General features: G+C 31.2%; 22 protein-coding genes. 7 read left to right on the top strand and 15 right to left on the bottom strand.

From position 1 onward, the window contains the following. Positions 1–167: 167 nt before the first annotated feature. The gene (locus NMK29_RS10690; RefSeq protein ID WP_108805369.1) at positions 168–3416 is read left to right on the top strand and encodes a sialidase family protein; all 3249 of its coding nucleotides are present in this window, start codon (positions 168–170) and stop codon (positions 3414–3416) included. 277 nt (positions 3417–3693) lie between these two features. On the opposite strand, the gene NMK29_RS10685 is transcribed toward NMK29_RS10690, so the two are convergent. From NMK29_RS10685 to NMK29_RS10670, 4 genes are read right to left on the bottom strand one after another with little or no spacing between them, the layout of a single operon-like run. Beyond that, positions 3694–4299, bottom strand: a complete 606-nt coding sequence (locus NMK29_RS10685; RefSeq protein WP_108805370.1) for a carboxymuconolactone decarboxylase family protein — start codon at positions 4297–4299, stop codon at positions 3694–3696. A gap of 1 nt (position 4300) precedes the next feature. After that, positions 4301–4819 carry a signal peptidase II gene (gene lspA, locus NMK29_RS10680; protein WP_199915074.1) on the bottom strand — a complete coding sequence of 173 codons (519 nt, stop codon included), beginning with the start codon at positions 4817–4819 and terminating at the stop codon, positions 4301–4303. 46 nt (positions 4820–4865) lie between these two features. Beyond that, complete coding sequence (locus NMK29_RS10675; protein WP_108805371.1) at positions 4866–5405, bottom strand: nuclear transport factor 2 family protein; 540 nt, start codon at positions 5403–5405, stop codon at positions 4866–4868. 11 nt (positions 5406–5416) lie between these two features. Beyond that, positions 5417–5953, bottom strand: coding sequence for a GNAT family N-acetyltransferase (locus tag NMK29_RS10670; RefSeq protein WP_108805372.1), 537 nt, complete (start codon positions 5951–5953; stop codon positions 5417–5419). 115 nt (positions 5954–6068) lie between these two features. Between NMK29_RS10670 and NMK29_RS10665 the strand changes: the two genes are divergently transcribed. Beyond that, positions 6069–6986, top strand: coding sequence for a leucine-rich repeat domain-containing protein (locus NMK29_RS10665; RefSeq protein WP_108805373.1), 918 nt, complete (start codon positions 6069–6071; stop codon positions 6984–6986). 68 nt (positions 6987–7054) lie between these two features. Here the strand turns inward: NMK29_RS10665 and NMK29_RS10660 are convergent, their stop codons facing one another. Continuing rightward, positions 7055–8620 (bottom strand): hypothetical protein, encoded by a 1566-nt coding sequence (locus NMK29_RS10660; protein WP_108805374.1) that lies wholly within the window; start codon positions 8618–8620, stop codon positions 7055–7057. 217 nt (positions 8621–8837) lie between these two features. On the opposite strand from NMK29_RS10660, the gene lpdA reads away from it, so the two are divergent. Continuing rightward, positions 8838–10244, top strand: a complete 1407-nt coding sequence (lpdA, locus tag NMK29_RS10655) for a dihydrolipoyl dehydrogenase (RefSeq protein ID WP_108805375.1) — start codon at positions 8838–8840, stop codon at positions 10242–10244. Between the two features lie 58 nt (positions 10245–10302). Here lpdA and NMK29_RS10650 read toward each other — a convergent pair whose 3' ends face one another. Then, positions 10303–11013, bottom strand: coding sequence for a LytTR family DNA-binding domain-containing protein (locus NMK29_RS10650; protein ID WP_108805376.1), 711 nt, complete (start codon positions 11011–11013; stop codon positions 10303–10305). Continuing rightward, a complete protein-coding gene (locus NMK29_RS10645; RefSeq protein WP_108805377.1) occupies positions 11003–12079 on the bottom strand; it encodes a sensor histidine kinase in 1077 nt (358 codons plus the stop codon). Before NMK29_RS10645 ends, NMK29_RS10650 begins: the two co-directional genes overlap by 11 nt. A 216-nt stretch (positions 12080–12295) precedes the next feature. On the opposite strand from NMK29_RS10645, the gene NMK29_RS10640 reads away from it, so the two are divergent. The 3 genes from NMK29_RS10640 (at position 12296) to NMK29_RS10630 (ending at position 15074) form a co-directional block, all read left to right on the top strand. Beyond that, positions 12296–12712, top strand: coding sequence for a MotA/TolQ/ExbB proton channel family protein (locus tag NMK29_RS10640; protein WP_108805378.1), 417 nt, complete (start codon positions 12296–12298; stop codon positions 12710–12712). Positions 12713–12715: 3 nt separating this feature from the next. Continuing rightward, positions 12716–13618, top strand: coding sequence for a TlpA disulfide reductase family protein (locus NMK29_RS10635; RefSeq protein ID WP_108805379.1), 903 nt, complete (start codon positions 12716–12718; stop codon positions 13616–13618). Between the two features lie 133 nt (positions 13619–13751). After that, on the top strand, positions 13752–15074 hold the full coding sequence (locus NMK29_RS10630; protein WP_108805380.1) for a serine hydrolase: 1323 nt from the start codon (positions 13752–13754) through the stop codon (positions 15072–15074). A gap of 55 nt (positions 15075–15129) precedes the next feature. On the opposite strand, the gene NMK29_RS10625 is transcribed toward NMK29_RS10630, so the two are convergent. The 7 genes from NMK29_RS10625 to NMK29_RS10595 all read right to left on the bottom strand — a co-directional run bounded on the left by NMK29_RS10625 (position 15130) and on the right by NMK29_RS10595 (position 22196). Beyond that, positions 15130–15366 (bottom strand): CDGSH iron-sulfur domain-containing protein, encoded by a 237-nt coding sequence (locus tag NMK29_RS10625; RefSeq protein WP_108805381.1) that lies wholly within the window; start codon positions 15364–15366, stop codon positions 15130–15132. A gap of 163 nt (positions 15367–15529) precedes the next feature. After that, entirely contained in the window at positions 15530–16903 is a 1374-nt protein-coding gene (locus NMK29_RS10620; RefSeq protein ID WP_108805382.1) for a DUF3179 domain-containing protein, read from the bottom strand. 217 nt (positions 16904–17120) lie between these two features. Continuing rightward, complete coding sequence (locus NMK29_RS10615) at positions 17121–18896, bottom strand: ABC transporter ATP-binding protein (RefSeq protein ID WP_108805383.1); 1776 nt, start codon at positions 18894–18896, stop codon at positions 17121–17123. Between the two features lie 3 nt (positions 18897–18899). Further along, positions 18900–19598, bottom strand: a complete 699-nt coding sequence (gene bla / locus NMK29_RS10610) for a subclass B1 metallo-beta-lactamase (RefSeq protein ID WP_159092355.1) — start codon at positions 19596–19598, stop codon at positions 18900–18902. A gap of 55 nt (positions 19599–19653) precedes the next feature. Beyond that, positions 19654–20193, bottom strand: coding sequence for a metal-dependent hydrolase (locus NMK29_RS10605; protein WP_108805385.1), 540 nt, complete (start codon positions 20191–20193; stop codon positions 19654–19656). Between the two features lie 8 nt (positions 20194–20201). Continuing rightward, positions 20202–20807 (bottom strand): hypothetical protein, encoded by a 606-nt coding sequence (locus NMK29_RS10600; RefSeq protein WP_108805386.1) that lies wholly within the window; start codon positions 20805–20807, stop codon positions 20202–20204. Positions 20808–20837: 30 nt separating this feature from the next. Next, on the bottom strand, positions 20838–22196 hold the full coding sequence (locus tag NMK29_RS10595; protein ID WP_108805387.1) for a DEAD/DEAH box helicase: 1359 nt from the start codon (positions 22194–22196) through the stop codon (positions 20838–20840). 203 nt (positions 22197–22399) lie between these two features. On the opposite strand from NMK29_RS10595, the gene NMK29_RS10590 reads away from it, so the two are divergent. After that, positions 22400–23020 (top strand): L-threonylcarbamoyladenylate synthase, encoded by a 621-nt coding sequence (locus tag NMK29_RS10590; RefSeq protein WP_108805388.1) that lies wholly within the window; start codon positions 22400–22402, stop codon positions 23018–23020. On the opposite strand, the gene NMK29_RS10585 is transcribed toward NMK29_RS10590, so the two are convergent. After that, positions 23017–23892: an AraC family transcriptional regulator gene (locus NMK29_RS10585; RefSeq protein WP_108805389.1), complete on the bottom strand. Its 876-nt coding sequence runs from the start codon at positions 23890–23892 to the stop codon at positions 23017–23019. The two genes, NMK29_RS10590 and NMK29_RS10585, sit on opposite strands and share 4 nt — an antisense overlap. Positions 23893–24113 lie beyond the last annotated feature (221 nt).

The raw sequence follows: 24113 nt of genomic DNA, 5'->3' as shown, positions 1-24113 counted from the left end.
TTTAAGTTTCTTTTTCCTACAGGACCAGACATATACCATAGGAAGTGAAAGTATTCTTAAATTTTAAGGTGTCCAAGAGATCCTTAATACTTATTTTGTAATTTCAGATCCGCTTCTTTTCAGCAGCATATTTTATTCAACTAATAAAACCAAAATAACTCACACAAATGAATCTTTTTTTCAAATTCATTATGCTTTTTGTAGTAACATTTAGCATAACTTTTAATGTACATTCTCAAGAAAAACCTAAAGAGAAATCCAAAAATCCATTTAGTGGATTAGCATTTAGAAATATTGGTCCAGCTATGACCTCAGGAAGAATAGCAGATATAGCTATTCATCCAGAAAATGAAAACATATGGTACGTAGCTGTAGGATCAGGTGGTGTATGGAAAACTTCAAACTCTGGAACAACTTGGACTCCTTTATTTGATAAACAAAAGGTATACTCTATAGGATGTGTCACTATTGATGCTAATAATCCTAACACGATCTGGGTTGGTACCGGAGAAAACGTTGGTGGACGTCACGTAGGTTTTGGTGATGGTATTTATGTAAGTCATAATGACGGTAAAACATGGAAAAATATGGGTTTAGAAAACTCTGAACATATTTCTAAGATTATTATTCATCCTGAAAATTCTGATATTATATGGGTCGCTTCCCAAGGTCCACTTTGGAGTAAGGGTGGTGATCGAGGTGTTTTTAAAACAAGTGATGGCGGAAAAACATGGAAGCGTACACTTGGAGATCAAGAATGGGTTGGTGCTACTGATATGCTTATAGATCCAAATAATCCAGATGTTTTGTATGCAGCAACTTGGCAAAGACATAGAACAGTCGCTGGTTATTTAGGAGGTGGTCCTGGATCGGGGCTTCATAAAAGTACCGATGGAGGAGAAACTTGGCAACCACTCAAGAATGGAATTCCTAAATCAAATCTTGGTAAAATAGGATTAGCAATGTCTCCATTTAATGCTGAAGTTATTTATGCAGCTATCGAATTAGATAGAAGAAAAGGAGGTGTATATATGTCTGCTAATGGAGGTACAACTTGGCGTAAACAATCAGATGCTGTTTCTGGAGGTACTGGACCTCATTATTATCAAGAATTAATTGCATCTCCTCATCAGGAAGGAACACTTTTTATGATGAATAATAGTGCTTTGATTTCACGAGATCACGGGAAAACATTCACGAATATGCCTAGATCTAATCAGCATAGTGATAGTCATGCTTTGGTTTTTAAAAAATCTGACCCTAATTATTTATTAATCGGAACTGATGGTGGTTTATATGAAAGTTTTGATCATACCAAAAGTTGGAAATATGTTAGAAATTTACCAATTACGCAATATTTTAAAATAGCGGTAGATGATGCTCTACCTTTCTATAATGTTTATGGAGGTACTCAGGACAATGGATCTCATGGAGGACCATCTAGAACTATTATTTCTAATGGTATCGCAAGTGCAGATTGGTGGAAAACATTAGGGGCAGATGGGGCGCAGACTGCTACGGAACCTGGAAATCCAGATATAACGTATGGAGAATTCCAACAGGGTGCTCTGTGGCGAATAGATAGTAAAACAAGAGAGACTGTCTTTATTCAACCTCAAGCAAGAGAAGGTGATCCATTTGAACGTTTTAATTGGGATGCTCCTATCGTAGTAAGTACACATAATCCCAAAAGACTTTATTTTGCTTCTCAACGTGTCTGGAAATCAGAAAATAGAGGAGATGGTTGGGAACCTATATCCAAAGATTTAACGCTGAATCAAGAACGTGTTACTTTTCCGTATTATGATAAACCACAGAGTTGGGATAATGCCTGGGATGTTTATGCAATGTCTAATTATAATACAATTACCTCATTAGCAGAATCTCCAAAACAAGAAGGATTGTTGTATGCAGGTACAGATGATGGTTTAATTCAGGTAACAGAAGATGGAGGTGCTTCTTGGAGAAAAATTACACTAAATACAATTAAAGGATTACCTACGACTCCTTTTGTTAATGATGTACGGGCAGACCTTTTTGATGCTAATGTAGTTTATGCTGCGTTGGATAATCATAAATATGGTGACTATAAACCTTATATTATAAAAAGTAGTGATAAAGGAAAAACTTGGACATTAATTAATGGGAACTTGCCAAATAAATTACTGATTTGGCGATTAGTTCAGGATCATGTTAAGAAAGATTTATTGTTTGCTGCGACTGAGTTCGGAGTTTACTTTACTTCTAATGGCGGTGTTAGTTGGACTAAATTAGAAGGAGGGATGCCAACAATTCCAATTAGAGATATCACAATCCAAAGACGCGAAAACGATTTGGTAGCAGGTTCATTTGGTAGAGGAATATTTATTTTGGATGACATTACGCCATTACGTAACTTTAATAAAAGTATGAATACTACAGAAGCTACTTTATTCCCTGTTAAGAAAGTAGATTGGTATCGACAAGCAAGTAGAGTTGGCAGTCAAGGTGATGCAGAATGGATTGCTAAAAATCCACCCTTTGGGGCTAATTTTACGTATTATATGCCAGCTAAAATCAAGTCTAAAAAAGAGATAAGAAAACAAAAAGAAAAAAAAGGAAATGCTAAATTTCCTGGATGGAAAGCTCTTGAAGATGAAGAAAGACAGGATGGTCCTTTATTGCAATTGGTTATCAAAGATGAAAATGGAAAGATAGTAAATACTGTAAAAGGCACGAACAAAAAAGGTTTTAACCGTGTTAACTGGAATTTAACCTATCCTCGTAAAAATGGAGAACGTTTGAGAACACCACGAAATACTCGTGGTGGATTTCGTAGAGGAGGAATTATGGTTACACCAGGAAATTATACGGTGACATTATTAAAGCGAATTGATGGTGTAACTACCGTATTACAAGGTCCGGAATCGTTTAATGTAACTCCTTTGTTTGAAGGGGCATTACCTAGACAACCATATGAAGAAATGGATAAGTTTAGAGAAGCTACCTTTGCATTCCAACAGGATTTAACCGCAACCAATATCTCATTATCAAGGAGCCAACAAACAGTTGCTGCTATGTTAAGAGCTTTCAATAAAGCAACTACTTCATCTGATGACTTGTATAAGAGGTTAAATGAAACTAAAATAGCTTTACTAGACATTGATAAAGAACTTAACGGTGATAAAATAAAGGATCAAATTGGAGAGCGATCTAATCCTACTGCTAGTAATGGCGGTTCATTAGGAAGATTTTTGGGTAATACATATGGTCCAACAGAAGAACATAAGACTTTCTTAAAAACAGTGCTGAGTCAGTTAAAGAAAGTGAAAGCTAAATTACAACCCATTATAGATTCTACGTTACCAGCGCTTGAGAATGAGTTAAAAATTGCTGGTGCACCTTGGATAGAAGGCCAAGGATTAATTAAGAATTAAGAATAGTTGCTTACATTTCGAAAGCTTGGACTTGTTTCCATTTTGTTGATGTAATTAAATTTTTAAATAAGAATATCCCCCTTTATTTTTTCAATTTAGGGGGGTTTTTGATTAGAAGATAAATTTATCAAGCCAGATACCATTCAAATTAATTCTGTAGTAAGAGTGTTGGTATTAAACAAAGTGTATACTAGTAACCCCTTTAATTTTTTACATAAAAAATGTGTAAAGGGATTATTTGTAAGTTCTATGGATAGTATCATACCATCTCTTTTTTTTACGAATGTCCCCAGTTTTCTGGATCATCATTATCATTAGGAGATAAACCAATGATATCTCCTTTTGTATTAACTCCAAGCCCAACTACGGTTCTATTTACATAATTGAAATAACTTACTACTTGATTAATTTCTAATATTTCTCCATCTGTTAGTTTATGATTTCTAAGATTTTCGATATCAGATTGGGTTATAGTGCTGTGCGATAATGTCAATTTGTAAGCATATCGTATTCCTTCTAAATACTGATCACTAAATACAAGATCCATTTGGTTCTTTTTAATAGAATCAATCACCATATCGTATTTAGTATTATCCTTTAACAAACGTTTTAAACCTGCAGCATGATGCTCTACACAGTACTCGCATTGATTTAAATTACTTACATATACGCCAAGTGTTTCTAAATACCACTTAGGCAAGGTATTATTGGCATTGTGCAATACATTTTTGTATAATCCCATATGTCCAACTAGTGTATGAGGTCTTAGACTATGTATTGATAGTACATTATCAATATTATTGTTCGGTCCTTTGACCCGATCATATATTCGTTTTAACTGACCAGTAGCATTTTCGAATGAGATTTCTTTAATCCAACTCATATTAATTGTTTACTTCTTTAAAAAAAGAACTTTGTTTACTAAAAATGGATACGATAATAATGATAAATGATCCTATCATTATAGAAACATCTGCCATATTAAATATTTCAGTTTTTATAATACCCAAATCCATAATCATAAAATCTGTAACAGATCCATGTATAATGCGATCATATAGATTACCTATACCACCACCAATAATAAATGTAAAACCTAATATAGTTTCTTTAGAGTAGTTAGTTTTGATTAATATTAGTCGTAATAAAAATATTAATACAATTACTGGAAGTATTTGTAATAAAATAATCTTTAATAAAGGTGCTAAATCAGACCCCAGACTATAAGCTGCACCACTGTTTTCTACTTTGGTCAAAATAAAATTATCTTTAAACACTTCAATTTTTTGGTCAGGAGCGATGGTCTGTCTTACCATGGTTTTAGAAATTTGATCACAACCTATGTTAAGCATTATTAGAGATAGTATAAGTAGAATTCTTATTTTTCGATTTATTTTTTTCATATAATAAGTAACGAGATAATTTATTAATTGTATCAGAAAGAAACCATTAATTCTTGTTTTCCCAATATTTTTTATAGTTTGAAAGAGAAAAAGCTGCATCATAAGATTGCTGGTTTATGGTACCTTTTTCATCAGAGTCATAATCGATTAGTATCTTCCAAGTATTATTTTCTAGTCGTAGTAATACATGAAACTTTCCATAGAAAAATTTCTTTTCGTTTTTGTCATTGGTATATGATGCTCTATATATTCCACGATCAGAAACTAAAGTATCTGAAGTTATCCTTTCTAACAGTCTAAAATTTATAATTGAAACAGTTGTTTTTGGATTCTTCCATCTTTTTTTATAACCATTTAGGTAATCTTGCACTTTTTTAATTTCTCCTCCACTTCCAGATATTCTGATCATTTCCTTACTATGAATAGAAGCAAATAAAGAATAATCTAAATTTTTAAAGGCTTCAGAAAAATTACCATACATATCTTGATTAATCTTTTGGTGGAATAATTCTTCTTGTCCATAGGATTGAAAAACAATTATTAGAAAAGCAATAACTAAAAATAAGGAGTAGTTTTTAGAAGACATAATAGAATAATTTATGAAGTTACAGAAAACAAAACACAAGATACTAAATCAGGATAGTTAACTAATTTGGGGTGATCAAATGTTTTAATTTGTTGCATTCCAATTTTCTTCATTACAGCAATGGAGTTTATATTTGTCTCAGAAGCTACCGAATAAATTGTATTCAACCCTAGATGTTTAAAACCGTATTGTAAACAAGCTACTGCACCTTCTGTAGCATATCCTTTTCTCCAAACTGATTTTTTAAGTCTCCAACCAATATCAACAAAAGTTCCTAGTTCTTTTATGTAAGTTTGTTCGCTAAGACCGATAAAACCAATTAATTTTTTAGTTTCTAATAAGTCTACTGCGAAATAACAAAAACCGATTTTACTATACATATGTTGCATACGTAAAATAAATTCTTTTGTTTGTTCTCGTGTAGGTTTAAACGGGAAGAATTCCATGACATCGTCATCGTTATTGATTTCACTAAAAAAGACATCTACGTCACTAACATCCCAGTTTCGGAAACCAAGTCTCTCTGATTGAAATAAATATGAATTCATGGGCACTAAAGATAAAGAATGAGAAGGTACATATAATTTCGATAATTGAGAATAAAAGATATTATATTTGATAATTAACAGTTATGGAAAAGAAATATTTAATAAGAATATATTAATGAGAAAATTACAATTTGTTACTTGCTTCTTTCTATTTCGAATTATATGTTTCGCGCAGGTTGATAAAAAAACATCTATTGCAGAAGTTATTAGTGCGGGAGGTCAATTAACCTCTTTATATCTCGATTGCAATGAGTTGGAGGATTTTTCTACGAAAATAAAGAAATTAGAACATATACAATCCTTATATCTGACGGACTGTAATCTAACGCAAACCCCAAAGCAGATTGTACGATTGAATACGTTAAAACTCTTAAACTTAAAAGGTAATAAGCTTTCTAGGATACCCATAGAATTTAGGCAATTACATCAATTGTCAGTATTAAACTTAAGAGCAAATAAATTAGAACAATTGCCTGAATTCTTGATTCAATTATCGAATCTTAGGGAAATTGATTTGGCTAATAATCCGGATTTAGACATAGCGCAAGCTACTGAAGTTCTAATAGGGCTAGAAAACCTTGACTTTCTATATTTAAGCGAAAATAATTTAAAGAATATCCCAGGCAATTTTATACATTTAAATAAACTTACAGAATTACATCTTAAAAAAAATCCAGATCTGGATTTAGAGCAAGTATTCAGTGTTTTAAGTGGTATTAATTCGCTTAAAGTTTTGGCATTATCTGAAAATGATCTTAATGTAATTCCTAAAAAATTAAATTCGTTAAACAGTCTTGAAGGTTTGATGTTAGACAATAATCCTAATCTTTCTATTTCAAAATTAGTTACTGTTTTAAAAGACTGTCCAAATATTAAAGTGGTATTACTTAGAGATAACAATTTGAAGTTTTTACCAAAAGATTTAAAGGGATTTTCTTCGCTTAAGGTTTTAGAATTAAGTAAAAATAACTTTTCTCAAACGGAAAAAGAACGTATCAAAAATGAATTGTCAGATACTAAAGTTATTTTTTGAAGAATATCTATTATCTCCAAAAACACTTAATGTTATTCTTTTTCTTGATGCTTGTTTTTTAATATTGTTTAATTTTCATCCATTTCAAAGATAACACTTTCATAGGCTCCAATATCAGGAGCGGTAGAACTGCGTAAAGTTCCTAAGATATCTGTCCCCATAGTAGGAGTAGAAGCTTGCCCATTAGCAGCAGAGTCTTCTCCAATATTTAATAAATTATCAAATGGATCTTTAAAGTCAGGATTTTCGCTAAAAATAGTATTTTCATATAAACTATTGTTTGTGAAATCATACAAAGGGTTATCTAAGAATTGTCCTGTAGGATCTTCAAAACGAATAAGAGAATTGGTAAAATTGTAATTAAAAATTGTTCCTTCAGCTCTAGTGATACCTAATTCAATATTTTCATTACCATAAATAATACAATTAGTAAAGTTTGCTTCTAAAAGGTTTTCTGTACGAATATCCGTTATAGTTCCATTTTCATCTGTGACCACAAATATATTATCAAATGCTACTGCTGGAGTATCCCTAAAACTAGTATTCCAATAGTTGGCAAATGTACAGTGATTAAAATTATAAGTACCACCAAAAGATGCGTATAATGAATTTATTCCTGAGTTGTTGATGACTAAGTTCTCTCCCGAAATATTAGCAGTTCGTGCTAATATTCCATATGCGGAATTATTGTAAATCTGAGAATTAGTGATAGTAAGTGTAGGATCTGCTCCTCCATCATTAGAGTCCATAATAATACCTGCAGAGCCATTCTTTATAGTTGCATGATTAATAAGGTGTCCAGTACTTCCAGCAGTGAGCCAGATAAATGCCCATTGACCAGGAATATCACTAAAACCAGGTTCTAGTCGATCACTTTCGAAAATAACTTCGTTTTCTAATAAATCAGGATCGCTACTCACATCTCCATTTACCAATAACGTAGAGTTATTGGCTGCTATTATTCCGGATTGATCATGAAAATGTATTCTTGCTCCTGCATCAATAGTTAAGGTTCGATCTGGAGGTATAGCCGCGAAACCATAAATCACATAAGGCTTTTCGTTAGTGAAATTTAATTGATCATCTTCTAGAAAAAAGCCTTCTATCCTTATTTCTTCCATATTATCATCTTCTCCTAAAAGCAATGTCTCTACAATACCATTTTCATCTCTAGATGGAAATAGAAATACAGCGTCTTTAACTAAAGTAACTAGATCTACGTCTTGCTGACTTCCATTAGGGTCAAAAAGAATACGATCTGTATATATAAACTCTAAATCCCCTGTCTGTTGTGCTATATCTGTTGTGGTTTCTACAAAAACAAAAATACTGTCCTTAGCTAAAACCTGAATGTCTTCAAAAGACTTACCAGGAATTCCATCTACATTTAATCTATAATTGGAAGTTTCTCCACGTTCTAAAGCAATACTAGGAATCGTAAAATCATCATTAGTTCTATTATATACTTTAAAACTATATGTACTAGATCCAATATTAGTAAAAATAGTATCTAGAAATAGAGTATCTGTAGAGAATTGTAGATTTCCAGTACTTGGTTCAGATTCAAAATCTTTACGACAAGAACTCCACAAAACTATAATAGCAAGAAGAAAAAGAGATGATAAATAGCGCATTATTTAATAGCTGTTTTTTATTAAAATTTGATGGACAAACCTACTCAGAGAAATTACTAATTTCTAATAAGTTTATCAATGGACTAAATGTATAACTTTTTAATCACTACTAATATTGCTTTTTTAATAAAAATTTGACAAGATCTTCGCTTCTGTAAGAAGCAAAACATTTGTACATTTGTTATTCGAATTTAATATGCCAACATAAAAATCTCTTATGAGTACATATGATGTAGCCGTAATTGGCTCTGGACCTGGTGGGTATGTTGCAGCTATCCGTTGCGCACAACTAGGAATGAAAACTGCAATAATCGAAAAATATTCAACACTTGGTGGGACTTGCCTTAATGTAGGGTGTATTCCTAGTAAAGCATTACTAGATTCTTCTCATCATTATGAGCATGCGGTAAAGCACTTTGCTGATCATGGAATTGAAATTCCGGGTGATGTAAAGATCAATCTTGAAAAAATGATTGCTCGTAAACAAGCTGTTGTTGATCAAACAACAGGTGGAATTGATTTCTTAATGAACAAGAATAAGATTGATAGGTACGAAGGTGTTGGATCTTTTAAGGATGCGACACACGTAAATATTACAAAATCTGATAATTCTGTAGAAACAATTGAAGCTAAAAATATAATTATAGCTACTGGTTCTAAACCATCTTCTTTGCCTTTTATCAAGTTAGATAAAAAACGAGTGATTACTTCTACAGAGGCTTTGAAACTTAAAGAAGTGCCTAAACATATGGTTATCATAGGTGGTGGTGTGATCGGGTTGGAGCTTGGACAGGTATATCGTCGTTTAGGAGCTGAGGTTTCTGTTGTAGAATATATGGATAGAATAATTCCAGGAATGGATAAAGCACTATCTAGAGAGCTGCAAAAAGTAATGAAAAAGCAGGGAGTGAAGTTTTATACCTCTCATAAGGTTACAGGAGTAAAAGCTACAGCAAAGCAAGTAACGATTACTGCTGATGATAAAAAAGGAAACCCTGTAGAGTTTAAAGGAGATTATTGTTTGGTATCAGTCGGTAGAAAACCATATACAGATGGATTAAATACTGAAGCTGCAGGAGTAAAATTAACGGATAGAGGACAGGTAGAAGTAAATGATCATTTACAGACTTCTGTAAGTAATATCTATGCCATTGGTGATGTAATAAAAGGAGCAATGTTAGCTCATAAGGCAGAAGAAGAAGGAGTTTTTGTTGCAGAAACATTAGCTGGACAAAAACCACATATTGATTATAACCTGATTCCAGGAGTAGTATATACTTGGCCAGAGGTTGCTGCAGTTGGTAAAACTGAAGAAGAACTTAAAGAAGCTGGAATTAAGTATAAATCTGGACAATTTCCGTTTAGAGCGTTAGGTAGATCAAGAGCAAGCGCCGATTTAGATGGGTTTGTGAAAATTCTTGCAGACGAGACTACAGATGAGGTATTAGGAGTTCATATGGTTGGTGCACGTTGTGCTGATCTAATTGCTGAAGCTGTTACTGCTATGGAGTTTAGAGCATCTGCAGAAGATATTAGTAGAATGTCTCATGCACATCCTACCTTTACAGAAGCTATTAAAGAAGCAGCATTAGCTGCAACAGACAATAGACCATTGCACGTTTAAAAAGAACTTTTTTAAATCCTATATATCATCCCACTTTTAATTAGAAGTGGGATTTTTTTTATATGTTCTCTAATCTATTTAGAACTTCAGTTTTATAATTTCTACTAATAGGAATTGATTTGTTATTAAGAACTAATTCTTCATTAGAGAAAGAATCTATTTTTTTAATGGAAATAATAAATGATCTGTGGGTTCGCATAAATTGTTTTACGGGCAGTTTAGCCTCTATGTTACTAATAGTTTCTCTGGTAACAATAGTTGCATTATCGCAATGAATTTTTAGATAATCATTATAACTTTCTATATAAATAATCTCTGAGAAATCTATTTTTTTCATTCTTCGGTCCGATCTTACAAAAATGAAATCGTTTAGTACTGTTTCTGGAGTTTTTGTTGAAGATACTTTATGATGAATTTCAAAATAATTATTTACTGCATTTAATAATCGTTCGAAAGAAATTGGTTTTAGTAAATAATCTACTGCGTGTAGATCAAAACCTTCTATAGCATATTCTCTATAAGCAGTGGTGAAAATAATCTTAATTTCTTTATTGATAGATTTAGCAAATGAAATTCCGGATATTTCAGGCATATTAATATCCAGAAAAATAAGATCTACTTGTTTCGAATTAATGTGATTAAATGCTTCTAAAGCGCTATTACATATGGCAACAACTTCTAAACGATCGATTTTTGCTATATGACTTTCAATAATATCTCGAGCGGTAGGTTCATCATCTACTATGATGCATGATATTTTAGAACTCATTAGTAGGTGCTTTTAAGTTTTTTAATATTAATTGTACGGTATACCAGTTCTGATTCTCTAAAATGGTAAGTTCATGATCATCTTTATATACTAATGATAATCGCTTTTTTATATTATTTAACCCGATTCCTTTTTGGCTTTTTTCTGTAAAAGAGTGAATAGAATTTTTTATTAAAAAATGAATTTGATTATCGATATATTTTAAGTGGATGTAAATAGATAATTTTTGATCTACAATTTGACCGTGCTTAAAACTGTTTTCTACAAATGGAATTAATAACATCGGAGCTATTTGTATAGTGTTTTTTATATTTTCTACCTGTAAAGAAATGTCTAGAACATCACTAAATCGCATTTTCTCTAAGGCTACATAATCTTCAATATGATTTATTTCTTCTTGTAATGAAACCAAAGGTTTGTCGGATTGATACAATAAATAATCTAATAAATTAGATAGTTTTAGTATCATTTCTGGAGTGTTATCTGATTTCTTAAGTGCAAACCCATATAACGTATTTAAGGTGTTAAATAAGAAGTGAGGATGTATCTGCATCTTTAGATAATTCAATTCTTGCTCCTTTAGTTTTAGTTGAGCTTCTAGAATTCTGTTTTTAAGTTCTTGATTAGCTGTTCTGGACTTATAGTTATGTTGAGCTAGATTTAATGCACTTGCTATAAAAACAACAAAATAGACTGCGATAAATAGGAAAAAAGGACTTCTGGTCATAGGTGCCATTCCTTCATACTTTAGTGATGATAAAAAAATCAATCCATAAAAAAAGGAAATTACTATAAAAAAGGTAGAAATGATAATTGTATAAATACAATAAATTATAAATAGAACATATTTTTCATTAATTAAATATTTAGGTATTAAGATGTCTGTTACAGCGTATGTAGTTCCTATTGTTACTGGCATTAGAAATAAAGAAAAGGAGAAAACATAACTGATATCATCAGTATTGTAACCAAAAAAGTAGGTATAAGAAAACAATACTACTACCCAGAAAATAGCGTGTAGTAATATGGAAGCAATTTTTTTAAGAATTGTATCTTTAGAGATCATATTGGAGTACAATATCAGTATTTTTTACTTTTCATAATGTATTTTTGGGCGAATAACCATTTTAATGACCGTTATAACATAATAGAAATGGATATTTCTCTAGTAAGTATTGATTATGTTAAAAACACAACAAATTTGGTAAACAAGCGCAAATTTTTTTTTTCAGAGAATTTAGATACTAGTTTTGAGTATGTTTAATTTAAAAAAATATACACTATGATATCATTATCCATTATTCAATCACAAAATCCAATTCTTTTTTTTCAATTTTTCCAACGTTTAGAGGAAGGAGGAATGTTTTTTATGTTTCCAATTTTAATAATGTTATTACTAGTGTTTTTTTTAATTATTAAAGCAATCATTTCGATTCGTAAAAATCACGTAGGACTTAATAAGAATATCCAATTATTAAATTCAATTGGTCTTTTTTCTGTAGTATGGGGTATGCTGGGACAACTTATAGGCATTGTAGGTATGTTTGATAAAATGGAGGCAATTAGTGAAATATCTTCTGATGTTTTTGCAGGAGGATTAAAAGTATCCGCACTTCCTCCAATTTTTGGATTTTGTGTATTTATAATTTCTAGAGCAGCTTCTATAGTATTTACTTGGATTAGTAAAGAAGTAGAGTAGACCATGATCAAGAAATCTATAGTTAGAATTCTTTTAGGAATTCTTGTGTTTGTTGTATTGGTTATTAGCTCTATGTTTTTACTATTAGAAACTCAAATTATTTATCGTTTTTCTACTCTAAATTGGATTCCTATATTGATATGTAGTATCGGAATGTATGTAAGTGGAATTATAAATAAAAACACGTCGGTTAAGTTACTTCCTTTTTTGGGGATTTCATTGATAGTTTTTCAACCATTTAGATTTTTATATTTCCCTTTTGTATTAGTATTACTGTTTTTTGGAATGGGATCATTAGTGCTTTCTAGAAAAAACATTCAAAAAAAATATAAAATGGTATCGGCTATTATAATGATAGTGACATTTGGATATTATTTGTTTTCTCAACCACTGATTATACAACAAAAAGGGTTTGTAGAAACTCCAGAAGGTGATCTGATAAATGCCTTAGTACTATGGGATTTTAGTAAATCATCAGATAACCGGTTACCCGATTTACACTTTGTTGATAAAAAGAAGAATTTGGTTTCTTTAAGTAATTATAAAGGTAAAACATTATACGTTAGTTTTTGGGCTACTTGGTGTGCACCGTGTATTACCCAAAAACCAATATTAAAACAAATGCAAGATCAGTTCAAGAATGTGGATGATATCATGTTTGTCGATATTTCTATAGATGAAGATGAAAATTCGTGGTTATCATATCTAAAAAACAAGAACCCTTCCAGATTACAACTACATACTAATGGTAATGAAATAGTAGTAAGAGATAAACTTGGTTTTACCGGAATTCCTTTTCATATTATAATAAGTCCTGATGGGTTTTATAAACAAAGTAATGACTTAGAATATTCTGCAGAACTATTACTAGATCCGGATAAATTACGATTATTTATTCAGCAATAGAATGCACTAGTATAACCTTATTTATTAGGTAATTTTTTCAAAACAATTTAGAGCAATAGATGAACTAATCAGTACCATATATTATTCTTTGGTTTGATAAGGAATCCTATGTTAATTAAAAAAACAAAATATTATGATAAAAAATATAACATGTATAGCTTTCTTAATAAGTTATACTATTACTGCACAAACTTTTAATAAAACCAGGTTAGATAGTTTATTTAATTTATTAGATACTCATAATCAAGGTATGGGAAGCATTTCCATTTATAAACAAGGAAAAGAAATCTATAAAAATTCCATCGGCTATCTTGATTTAGGAAATAAAACAAAGGCAAATTCTGAGACGATATATAGAATAGGGTCTATTACAAAAACTTTTACAGCAACAATAATCATGCAATTAATAGACGATAATAAGTTGGATTTAGAAACCTTATTAAGTGATTATTTCCCAAAAATTTCTAATTCAGATAAAATAACAATTGGACACATGTTGCGTCATCGTAGCGGTTTATTTAATCTAACCGAGGATGAGGATTTTATGAAATGGATGATTGTACCTAATACTAGAAAACAGATGATAGATAGATTGTTGAAAAAAGAAGGGAGTTTTGAACCTGGAGAAAAGACAGCATATTCTAACACAAATTATTTGTTACTCTCATACATTGCCGAAGAAATTGAAGGTAAAACATATTCAGAAATTTTGCAGTCGAGAATAATACAACCTTTAGGTCTAAAGAGAACTGCGTATGGGAAAAATATTGATACAAATAACAATGAAGCTCTTTCTTATGTTATGAATGATAATAAGTGGGTTAAAATAGAAAAACATACACATATGAGCGTGCCGATAGGAGCTGGAGCAATAGTATCTACTCCAACAGAGGTTAATATTTTTTACAATAGTTTATTTTCTGGGCAATTAGTGTCAAATACTTCTTTAGAAATTATGATGGATACATCTACAGGTATGGGAATCGGTCTTGGAGGAGAGACTTTTTTTGGTAAACAAGCCTATGGTCATAATGGAGGTATCGATGGTTTCCAATCCCTTACAATGTATCTGTCAGAGGAAAAAATAGTGGTTTCTTATATAGGTAATGGAGTAGTGATGTCACCAAATAATTGTATTGTAAATGTATTAAAAAGCTATTATGATCAGGATTATAAACTTCCAGTATTTAGCGCACCATTGGAGTTTACTAAAGAAGAATTAGATGTTTTTTTAGGGGTTTATATTAGCGAGTCCTTCCCTTTTCAAATTACTTTTACAAAAGAAAATACCACGTTGATTGCCAGTGCTAAAGATGGTCCTACATTTCCATTAGTTGGATATCAGAAGAATGGATTTAAATCGGATAGAGCAGGAGCAACTATTAACTTTAATACAGATGAAAGCACAATGATGCTAGAGTTAAATGGAAATAAAGTATATTTTAAAAGAAAATAAATAATAAAAAACCTCTGTTTCTCTAGTTATAATAACAAACAGAGGTTTTTTTCTATTATTTATGTGATCCATCGCAATATGGAGGGTTACTAGTTAATTTACAGGTACATAAATATGCTTCCTTTGCTTCTTCTACAGTAAAAATAGTTGGAGGAGTGCCTCCAGTTGTTTTATGTGCTCCGTTACAAAAAGGTTGATTTTCACTATGACCACAAGTACACCAAGCGTAATTTTTATTAGCTTCTAATTGACAAGGAATTGGTGCGTCACCACCTCGTATGTTATTCTCCATAATCTTAATTATTTTGATATTAAAATTATTAATTACTAAGTTAAGATTGACTTTAAATTAAGAATGCTTACATAATTTTCTTTTAGTGCTGTTTTAGAAGTGTTATCGAATTACTTAAAGCTCTTTTTAATCATAAATAACATTCTGAAAAGGAAACCTTTTGTTACTTAATTAATTGTGTATCCGGAAAAGCAGCTTTATATCCAAACCAAAACGCATTATGTGTAGGTAAACGATATGCTATTTCTTTAGTTTTATTATTTTCTAATCGATCTTCATATAAGGTCCAGGTATTTCCCTTTTGATCAGTAGCGGTAGATTGCTTATTGTAGGAGATAAATTTAATTTTTGCTGTGAAGTATACTCTATGTGATCCGCTTTTATCAGTAAATACAGTAATGTTTTTATTATTAATTTGATTTTGATATATGTTGTTTTTCTTAAGAAATTTAGAAGAAATTGCAATGTTTTCATCAGTTTTGGAAGGTAATCTTATCGCTAGTATTTCTTGTTTGTTTTTTAATCGTTTATCTTTTTTGGGAACGGAAAACATTAGTTGATCTGTTGAAAAATAGTTTTTATAAGCAACACCTTCTCCATAATTTCTTTTATGACCAGTTTGTAAAGATAAAACGGTAGTATTAGGATGTCGCTTTTTCCAAGCTCCCCAGGTTGTAGTAACTAAGCTTAAGTATTCTAGTTCAACCCCTTTTTCTACTAATGGTCCTATAACAGGCTTTCCCCAAAGAGTATTCCATAGTGATTGTGTTTTTTGATCATACATTAGTTTGTTTGATCTATAGAGAAAGCCACTGGTTCCCATTTGATATTGGATACCATCTTTTTCGGTTTTGTATAGAATAACAGTTCCGCAAAGTGTACAATATACCCCAGCAACAGGAGTGTCTCCAACTGTGTCCGTAAACATTTCATGCCAAGCTAGAATTCGTTTAGGATATGCTCGGACATCTCCATTAACAGAAATACCGAAAACAATATCATTGTCGTTAAGATATCTTGCATTATTTGCACTAATCATTTTAGGGTTTCTAAGTGGCGGAATTCCGTCTTGTATAACACCTCCCCATCGAACCTCATCTAATCTAATAGTAGATAAATTTTCACGATTTAAAAAATAAGTATCAAATCGACTATCTAATGATTTGTGCAATGCTGCTTTAAAGGAATAGTATTCTTTGGTATATGTAGGTTTTTTATTCCAGATATATTGATACCATTTATTAAAATCATATCCATAATTTTTTCTGGTTTTTTTACTTAGAATATTAAATATTTTCAAAGTAGTTGGTTGATGGTTAAGGAAATAAAGAGATTCTATAGCTAGAATCTCAAAACTTTCTGACCAGTTAGTTTCAATATGTTTTATAGCAAGCTTGTGTACTTTGGGGTTTGTTGATGTAAAGAAGTCTAAAAAATATTGATGATCCTCTTTGGGAACTTTCTTTAATGTGCTTTGTTGAGGTATTAGAATGTTATGACTAAATAAAATAAGTAATATTATAAATATATTTTTCATCGGACCAACTTTCTAAATCAGTCGCATGAATTAGTTAATCACGACAAGTTTTGATAAATTTTAGTATTTATGTTCTTCTGTATTATATGTTAGATTATTATTAGGTGTATTTAAACATTTTCTAATACATAGGAGGCAAGTATATCTAATGTTCTGTTTGTTCCTAATAATGTAAGTCTATACAGGTAATGATATTTAGCGTTTTATGTGTAATGCTTTAGATTCTAGCTTGATAGGTGTATAAATCAAAATATCTTCCTTCTGCTTGGATAAGTTCTTCGTGAGTTCCTCTTTCTGCAATACTTCCTGATTCAATAACCAAAATTTGATCCGCTTTTTTGATAGTACTTAATCTATGAGCTATGACAAATGTCGTTCGACCCTTCATTAATTCGTTTAAACTTTTTTGAATCAATGCTTCACTTTCAGTATCTAAATTGGATGTAGCCTCATCTAAAATAATGATTTTTGGATCTGCAAGAATAGCACGTGCTATGGCTATACGTTGTCTTTGACCACCAGATAATTTAACTCCTCGTTCGCCTATCAACGTATCCAGTCCGTCATCAAATCGATCAGTAAACTCATTTACATAAGCAGCTTTTACCGCTTGCTGTAATTCCTCTTCTGTAGCATTAGGTCTCGGAAAAAGAATATTATCTCTAATACTACCTTCAAATAAGAATTCGTCTTGTAATACTACTCCTAGATTACGACGATAGCTACTAAGGTTAACTTTAGAAATATCGTGACTATCTATTGTGATAAGACCAGATTCTGGATTCAGGAAAGTAGCAGATAAACCTGCAATTGTAGATTTACCAGAACCAGAGCTTCCTACTAAAGCGGTAACAGAACCAGAAGATGCTTTAAAACTAATGTTATGTAGTACCTCTTTTCCTTCTTCATATGAAAAGGATACATTATCGAAAATAATATCTCCTTTCATATTTTCGAGTTTGATCGTTCGATTTTTTTCATCTTCTTCAGGATCCATATTCATTAACTCTTCCGTTCTATCTAAACCTGCTAACGCTTCTGTAAGTTGTGATCCTATATTACTCATTTGAACAATAGGAGCAATCATAAAAGCCAAATACATAGTGAAAGATAGAAATTGACCAGCGGTCATAGTTCCTTCCATCATATAATAACCACCAATTCCCATGATTCCTGTAGAAGCAATACCTGCTAATAAAAAAGTAGATGAACTGGTCATAAGTGCAGTAGCAGTTAAACTCTTTTTTACATTTTGAAATAAACGATCTACACCTTCTTCAAAAACTTTGCTTTCTTGTTCTTCTGCACCAAAACCTTTAATAACTCTTACTCCAGCAAGTGTTTCTGTTAATCGTCCTTTCACTTCAGCATTAATAACCCCTCTTTTCCTGAAAATAGGGCGGATATATTTAAAGGCTTTTAGAGCTACAATACCAAATAAAGTTATAGGAATAAGAACAAAAAGAGTCATCCATCCATTGATGTCAACAAGTAAGACTACAGATACAATTGCTGTAAATATGCCACCAACTAGTTGAACCAAACCAGTTCCGATCAAATTACGAACCCCTTCTACATCACTCATTATTCGAGATACTAAAGCACCGGATTTAGTATTGTCAAAGAAGCTGATTGGTAGGGAGAGTACTTTTTTCTGAACCTGAGCTCTAAGCTCAGAAATCAGATATTGAGCCTGTACACTTAAAACTCTAGTTAGTAAAAATGATGTAGTTGCTTGGATTAATATTGCAGAACCAACAATGATAAGTAATTCATACAATTGTCCCATATCTTTACTTGGAACGACGTCATCTAATAAAGTTTTACTTTTCCAGGGTAATATTAAACCAGCAACTCGATTAAAAAAAATTAATATTAAACCTATAAAAACTAAACCACGTCTGGGCCAAATAATAGTTTTAAATGCTTGTAAAATTGTAACTTTTGGTTTCTTTTTATCCTTGGAAGTGTTATTGCTTTGGAATTCTCTCATAAGTTAGTTTTCGGCATTAAAAAGGGAAATAGTATAGTCTAAAAGGCTTTGGTCTCCATAAGAACCATGTCCAGGAATTACAACTTCAATATTAGGATACGCTTTTTTTACGTTACGAACAGTGTTTGACCATTCTGAAACATTGGCATCTGCCAAATTTCCTTTTGAAGCTTTCAGACTTTTTATCATACATCCTCCAAAAAGAATTTTATCCTCCGGAAAAAAAGAAACGATATTATCTTTGCTGTGGGCTTCTCCGAAAAAAGTATTCACAATTTTTTTGTTTCCAACGTTTAAAATCAATTCATTTTCGAAGACTTCATCCGGTTGATTATATTTCTTTTCTAGCATTAAACTAGCTGTCTTTTTTGATGCAATAGATGGGATATCGTATTTCTTGAAAACATCCATCCCTTCATTACAATCTCTATGAAAGTGATTAAAGATAACTCCTGTTATTTTCGTTTTTTTTTCTTTTTGAAGCCAGTTAATTAGTTGCTCTGTAGCAATATCATTAGCTGGAGTGTCAAAAACATAAGCTTCATCATCATCTATGAAAATAAAACCATTACTATCATATTGTTTGCCATTATCTAGAAAAATCTTAGAAATATGAACATAGCTGTGTTCATTTATTTTAGCAAGCTTTAAGTTATCCGAAACCCTTATGAGGTTACCTTCTTCCTGAGGCTTACAAGACATAAAAAACACAAGTAATATATAAGTGATCGATTTTATATAATGTTTAATCATGTATTTAAGAGGACTTTTTTCTTTTTAAAAAATGCATAGCTAATATATAAATACCTGACGGAATTCCGATCCATACTAATTCACTTAACAATACTTTAATGCCCCAGATACTAAAGAATTTACCAGCTCCAATTGGTGACACTTGGATTGGTCTCCATGGAAAAAAATATCTTGTATTATCAAATGGAGAAAAGAAAGCTATACCTAAACCACCAGATGTCATCGCATCCAAAACACCATGTGAAGCAGTACAAATGGTAAAATAAAGTATAAGAAATATTCCGGTTTTGGAGTTTACTTTTTTACTATAAAATAGCATAGTTATTAAAATTCCTAATGCTAATGCAAACGCAAAAGAATGTGAAAACCCTCGATGTCCCCAAAAGTCTCCATAGGCTATTCCGAACTTAAAACCAACTACATCGGCATCTGGAAGTATGGCGCAAATCATACCTAATCCCCAAAGTTTAAATGTTCCGAGTTCTTTATTGAAACTTTTTCCTAAAGCATAGGCTGTTAATGCATGTCCAAATACCGAAGCCATTACACTGATTATTCTAAATTATGGATTGTTTTGATGTTTCCGGAAATAGGCGAAATGGATACTTTTTTTTCGTTTTCTGATACATAAAAAACATATAGGCTATTTAATTCGATCAACTTTACTTTTTGCATGTTTCCATCGGTAAATTCAATTAATTTATTGACTTTAAAATCACCAGTTTTTATTTTATTATTCGTTTTATAACCTCCTCCAAGTGCATATCCTATATAAAACCCTAAAGTACCTATAATGGGAATTAAAAATTTGATATATTGTAAAGAGGCATACTTTTTCTTTAATTTTGACTGTCTTTCTTGAGTTACTTCCTTTTTTAGATTTTTTTTAATTCGTTTTTGCGACCACCATATTACTATGATTATAATCAAAATATAACCACCCATAAATAGCGGAATTTTAATATTATCAGTTAATATTACTATAGGACTTAATAAAATATCTAATAGTGTAGAATATTTAATAATATTTATTCCTAAAAAAGCATAATAAATAGAATAACTTAATGTTCCTACGATTAATAAGTATAGATAAGACAGGTATATATATTCTTGGATACTTCCTTTAAGAAAGGCAGGTTTTTTTATGTTCTCAATCATTCGTATTATATAATTATCTTGTCAATAAAACTATTTCTTCTTTTTTTTATGTTTCAGGTTGAAAGTTTTATCCCCTTTCGTTTTTGGTTTTTTGTATTTCTTTTTGATTTCTCTTTTATACTTTCCTCCTAAATTAACCTTTTTGTTTTTATCTTTCTTTTCATGAAACGCAACACCAGCTTCATCATCATTAGGACGCTTATGAGGATTGTATATTTCTTTAACCTTAGGTTGCTCTTCAGGTGTCAATTGATCCGATATTTCTACTGAATCTGGAAGCGATAGTTGTGCTATTTGCATTTCCATTAATCCTTCAATAGCATCTAGGTATTCTTCTTCTTTTTCTGTAGTAAGAACAAAGGAAACACCTTCTTTTTCTGCTCGACCAGTTCTACCTATTCGATGCATGTAATTTTCAGGATATTCAGGAGTATCTAAGTTAATTACTTGACTTACATTCTCTATATCTAATCCTCGGGCCATTACATCCGTAGCAATAAGAATTCTATTTTCGCCCTTTCTAAATTGCTCAATACTTCTTAGTCGATAGTTTTGTGTTTTGTTAGAATGTATGATACAAATTTCTTCTTTGTATTTTTTTTCCAATGCTTCGAACAATCGATCAGCTATCTTTTTATACCCGACAAATATTAATGTTTTATGATATGTTTCTTTATCAGTAAGTAAATGTTCTAACAGATTTACTTTGGTATAGAAATTTGGGACTTTATATCCAAACTGTTTAATGTTTTCCAAAGGAGTACCACTTTTGGCAACCGATATTTTTTCGGGGTTCCGGAATATTTCAGAAATCATTTTATCTACTTCCTCAGTCATAGTTGCTGAAAACATGATATTTTGACGTTGTTGAGGTAGTATGTCGAATATATTCATCAATTGATGTCTAAAACCGAGATCTAGCATTACATCGACTTCATCTATCACTATTTTTTGAATAGATTTTAGCTGTAATGCTCTACTTACTGCTAGATCATATAAACGTCCGGGTGTTGCTACTACAATATCTAATCCTTCAGATACAGCTTGTTTTTGAGTATTAATATTTGTTCCTCCATATACTCCGGTAACTCTAACATTAATATATGTAGAAAGTTTTTCAATTTCATCAACTACCTGAACTACCAATTCTCTTGTTGGAACTAATACTAAAACTCGCGGATTTTGTTGTACCGAATATTTTAGCATTCTTAGAATAGGTAACATATATGCATATGTCTTACCAGTTCCAGTTTGTGCAATTCCCACAACGTCTTTTCCGGACATTACTACAGAAAATGCTTGCTCCTGAATAGGAGTAGGGGTTTTAAACTCCAAATCATCCAGTGCATTGAGGAGTTGTGTACTTAAATTTAGATCTCTAAAAGTCACTATTATACTAATTTTATACGCGAAAGTAATTTATTTGATATCAATAAATAACAATACACGAATAATATAATATTTTTAATTATATAAATTGGACTTAAAATTTAGGATTTCGTGCCCATAGCATGAGTAGATCAGTTAATAATACAAGTGTTTTGAGATAGTGATTTCTTTTAAAACCGTATCTTTATCTACTTTTTGATAGTATGGCAGAACTAATAAAATTATATAATGAGAATCCTCATCCTCGTGAAGTAGAAAAGGTGGTAGATTCCTTAAGAAACGGAGGACTGGTAATTTATCCTACCGATACCGTTTATGGATTAGGTTGCGATATTACTAATAATAGAGCTTTAGAACGTATAGCACAAATTAAAGGAGTTAAACTTGCTAAAGCAAACTTTTCATTTATCTGTAGTGATCTTAGTAATTTGTCGGATTATGTAAAACAAATAGATAATAGAACATTTAAGTTATTAAAAAGAACACTTCCTGGGCCCTACACATTTATTCTTCCGGGAAGTAATAATTTACCTACTGTTTTTAAGAAAAAAAGAACGGTAGGAATTAGAGTCCCTGATAATAATATTTGTAAAACTATAGTAGAAAATTTAGGAAACCCTATAGTTTCTACATCTATTTATGATGAGGATGAAGTTATAGAATATACAACCGATCCAGAATTGATTTTAGAAAAATGGGATAATCTAGTAGATGTTGTTATAGATGGGGGATATGGTGGTAATATGGCATCTACGGTTATAGATCTTACTAGTGGAGAACCTGTTCTTGTTCGAGAGGGAAAAGGAGCAATTGATATTATTTAAGAGACTACATATTTTAATTCATTTCTATAAGTACTTGGTGTTTTTCCTGAGAATTGTTTGAAAAGCTTATTGAAATGGGAAAAATTACTAAATCCACTTTCATAACAGATATCTGTAATACTAGTTTGTTTTTCATGTAATAACTTTGCAGCGTGAACTAATCTATATTCATTTACAAATTGAATAAAAGTTTTACCTGTATTTTTTTTAAAATATCTACAAAATCCTGGCACACTCATACTTACTTTATCGGCAATTTCCTCTAATGGAATTGGTCTAGTAAATTCTTCTTGTACAAAATTGAAAATCAGATTAATCCGATTATTATCTTGTAATGATGTTTCAATTACAAACCCTTCTGCATTAAGAATAGAGTAGTCCTTAGTTTGCTGCATTTCTTTAAATACCTTTAGTATACCTAATAACCTATCAAATGGGTCTAACATGCCTAAGGCTTCAATACGAGCACCAATTCTGCGTTTAGTATCTCCATGAAATACAATACCCTTTTTTGCTTGTTCTAGTAATTGATTTACTCCAGCCATTTCGGGGATATTAAAAAAAGAGTTTCCTAAGAAATCTGGTAACATCTGTATAATAGTTTCACTCTTATTTAAGGTTAAACTGTCCGTAAAACCGCAATGAGGTAGATTAGAACCAATGAGCATTAAAGCTCCATTTCTGTAGTATGACATATGACTACCTATTTGACGTTTTCCGGTACCTCCATTAACATATACAATTTCAATTTCAGGATGGTAATGCCAAATAGGGGCTTTATTCATTTTTTCTTGAGAGAAGTTTTCATAAAAAAATGAGCTACCGAACTCAGGAACAATTTTTTCTAAAGAAGGTTTAATGCTTTTTTTCATTTTGAGGAAATTTTCTCTTTATGATATTTCTGTAAATATAAGATATTTAAAGTATTAATTAAATGTTAATAATGCGAAATCATATGTTAAATTAGCTTTAAGAAGGTTTTAGGTAGTTTTATAGGTTAATATTGAACATATATATGCAAAAATAGATGTATTTATACATATGTTCTCTACCATATATTTGCAGTGTAAAATATTAACAACAACAAAAACCT

Source organism: Aquimarina sp. Aq107 (assembly GCF_943733665.1).
GTDB lineage: Bacteria > Bacteroidota > Bacteroidia > Flavobacteriales > Flavobacteriaceae > Aquimarina.
This window is presented reverse-complemented; position numbering and strand designations above follow the sequence as displayed.

Excerpts from the sequence above, each read along its gene's own strand:
- NMK29_RS10690 (WP_108805369.1), top strand. The coding sequence starts at position 168 with ATGAATCTTTTTTTCAAATTCATTATGCTTTTTGTAGTAACATTTAGC.
- NMK29_RS10685 (WP_108805370.1), bottom strand. The coding sequence starts at position 4,299 with ATGAGTTGGATTAAAGAAATCTCATTCGAAAATGCTACTGGTCAGTTA.
- lspA (WP_199915074.1), bottom strand. The coding sequence starts at position 4,819 with ATGAAAAAAATAAATCGAAAAATAAGAATTCTACTTATACTATCTCTA.
- NMK29_RS10675 (WP_108805371.1), bottom strand. The coding sequence starts at position 5,405 with ATGTCTTCTAAAAACTACTCCTTATTTTTAGTTATTGCTTTTCTAATA.
- NMK29_RS10670 (WP_108805372.1), bottom strand. The coding sequence starts at position 5,953 with ATGAATTCATATTTATTTCAATCAGAGAGACTTGGTTTCCGAAACTGG.
- NMK29_RS10665 (WP_108805373.1), top strand. The coding sequence starts at position 6,069 with ATGAGAAAATTACAATTTGTTACTTGCTTCTTTCTATTTCGAATTATA.
- NMK29_RS10660 (WP_108805374.1), bottom strand. The coding sequence starts at position 8,620 with ATGCGCTATTTATCATCTCTTTTTCTTCTTGCTATTATAGTTTTGTGG.
- lpdA (WP_108805375.1), top strand. The coding sequence starts at position 8,838 with ATGAGTACATATGATGTAGCCGTAATTGGCTCTGGACCTGGTGGGTAT.
- NMK29_RS10650 (WP_108805376.1), bottom strand. The coding sequence starts at position 11,013 with ATGAGTTCTAAAATATCATGCATCATAGTAGATGATGAACCTACCGCT.
- NMK29_RS10645 (WP_108805377.1), bottom strand. The coding sequence starts at position 12,079 with ATGATCTCTAAAGATACAATTCTTAAAAAAATTGCTTCCATATTACTA.
- NMK29_RS10640 (WP_108805378.1), top strand. The coding sequence starts at position 12,296 with ATGATATCATTATCCATTATTCAATCACAAAATCCAATTCTTTTTTTT.
- NMK29_RS10635 (WP_108805379.1), top strand. The coding sequence starts at position 12,716 with ATGATCAAGAAATCTATAGTTAGAATTCTTTTAGGAATTCTTGTGTTT.
- NMK29_RS10630 (WP_108805380.1), top strand. The coding sequence starts at position 13,752 with ATGATAAAAAATATAACATGTATAGCTTTCTTAATAAGTTATACTATT.
- NMK29_RS10625 (WP_108805381.1), bottom strand. The coding sequence starts at position 15,366 with ATGGAGAATAACATACGAGGTGGTGACGCACCAATTCCTTGTCAATTA.
- NMK29_RS10620 (WP_108805382.1), bottom strand. The coding sequence starts at position 16,903 with ATGAAAAATATATTTATAATATTACTTATTTTATTTAGTCATAACATT.
- NMK29_RS10615 (WP_108805383.1), bottom strand. The coding sequence starts at position 18,896 with ATGAGAGAATTCCAAAGCAATAACACTTCCAAGGATAAAAAGAAACCA.
- bla (WP_159092355.1), bottom strand. The coding sequence starts at position 19,598 with ATGTCTTGTAAGCCTCAGGAAGAAGGTAACCTCATAAGGGTTTCGGAT.
- NMK29_RS10605 (WP_108805385.1), bottom strand. The coding sequence starts at position 20,193 with ATGGCTTCGGTATTTGGACATGCATTAACAGCCTATGCTTTAGGAAAA.
- NMK29_RS10600 (WP_108805386.1), bottom strand. The coding sequence starts at position 20,807 with ATGATTGAGAACATAAAAAAACCTGCCTTTCTTAAAGGAAGTATCCAA.
- NMK29_RS10590 (WP_108805388.1), top strand. The coding sequence starts at position 22,400 with ATGGCAGAACTAATAAAATTATATAATGAGAATCCTCATCCTCGTGAA.
- NMK29_RS10585 (WP_108805389.1), bottom strand. The coding sequence starts at position 23,892 with ATGAAAAAAAGCATTAAACCTTCTTTAGAAAAAATTGTTCCTGAGTTC.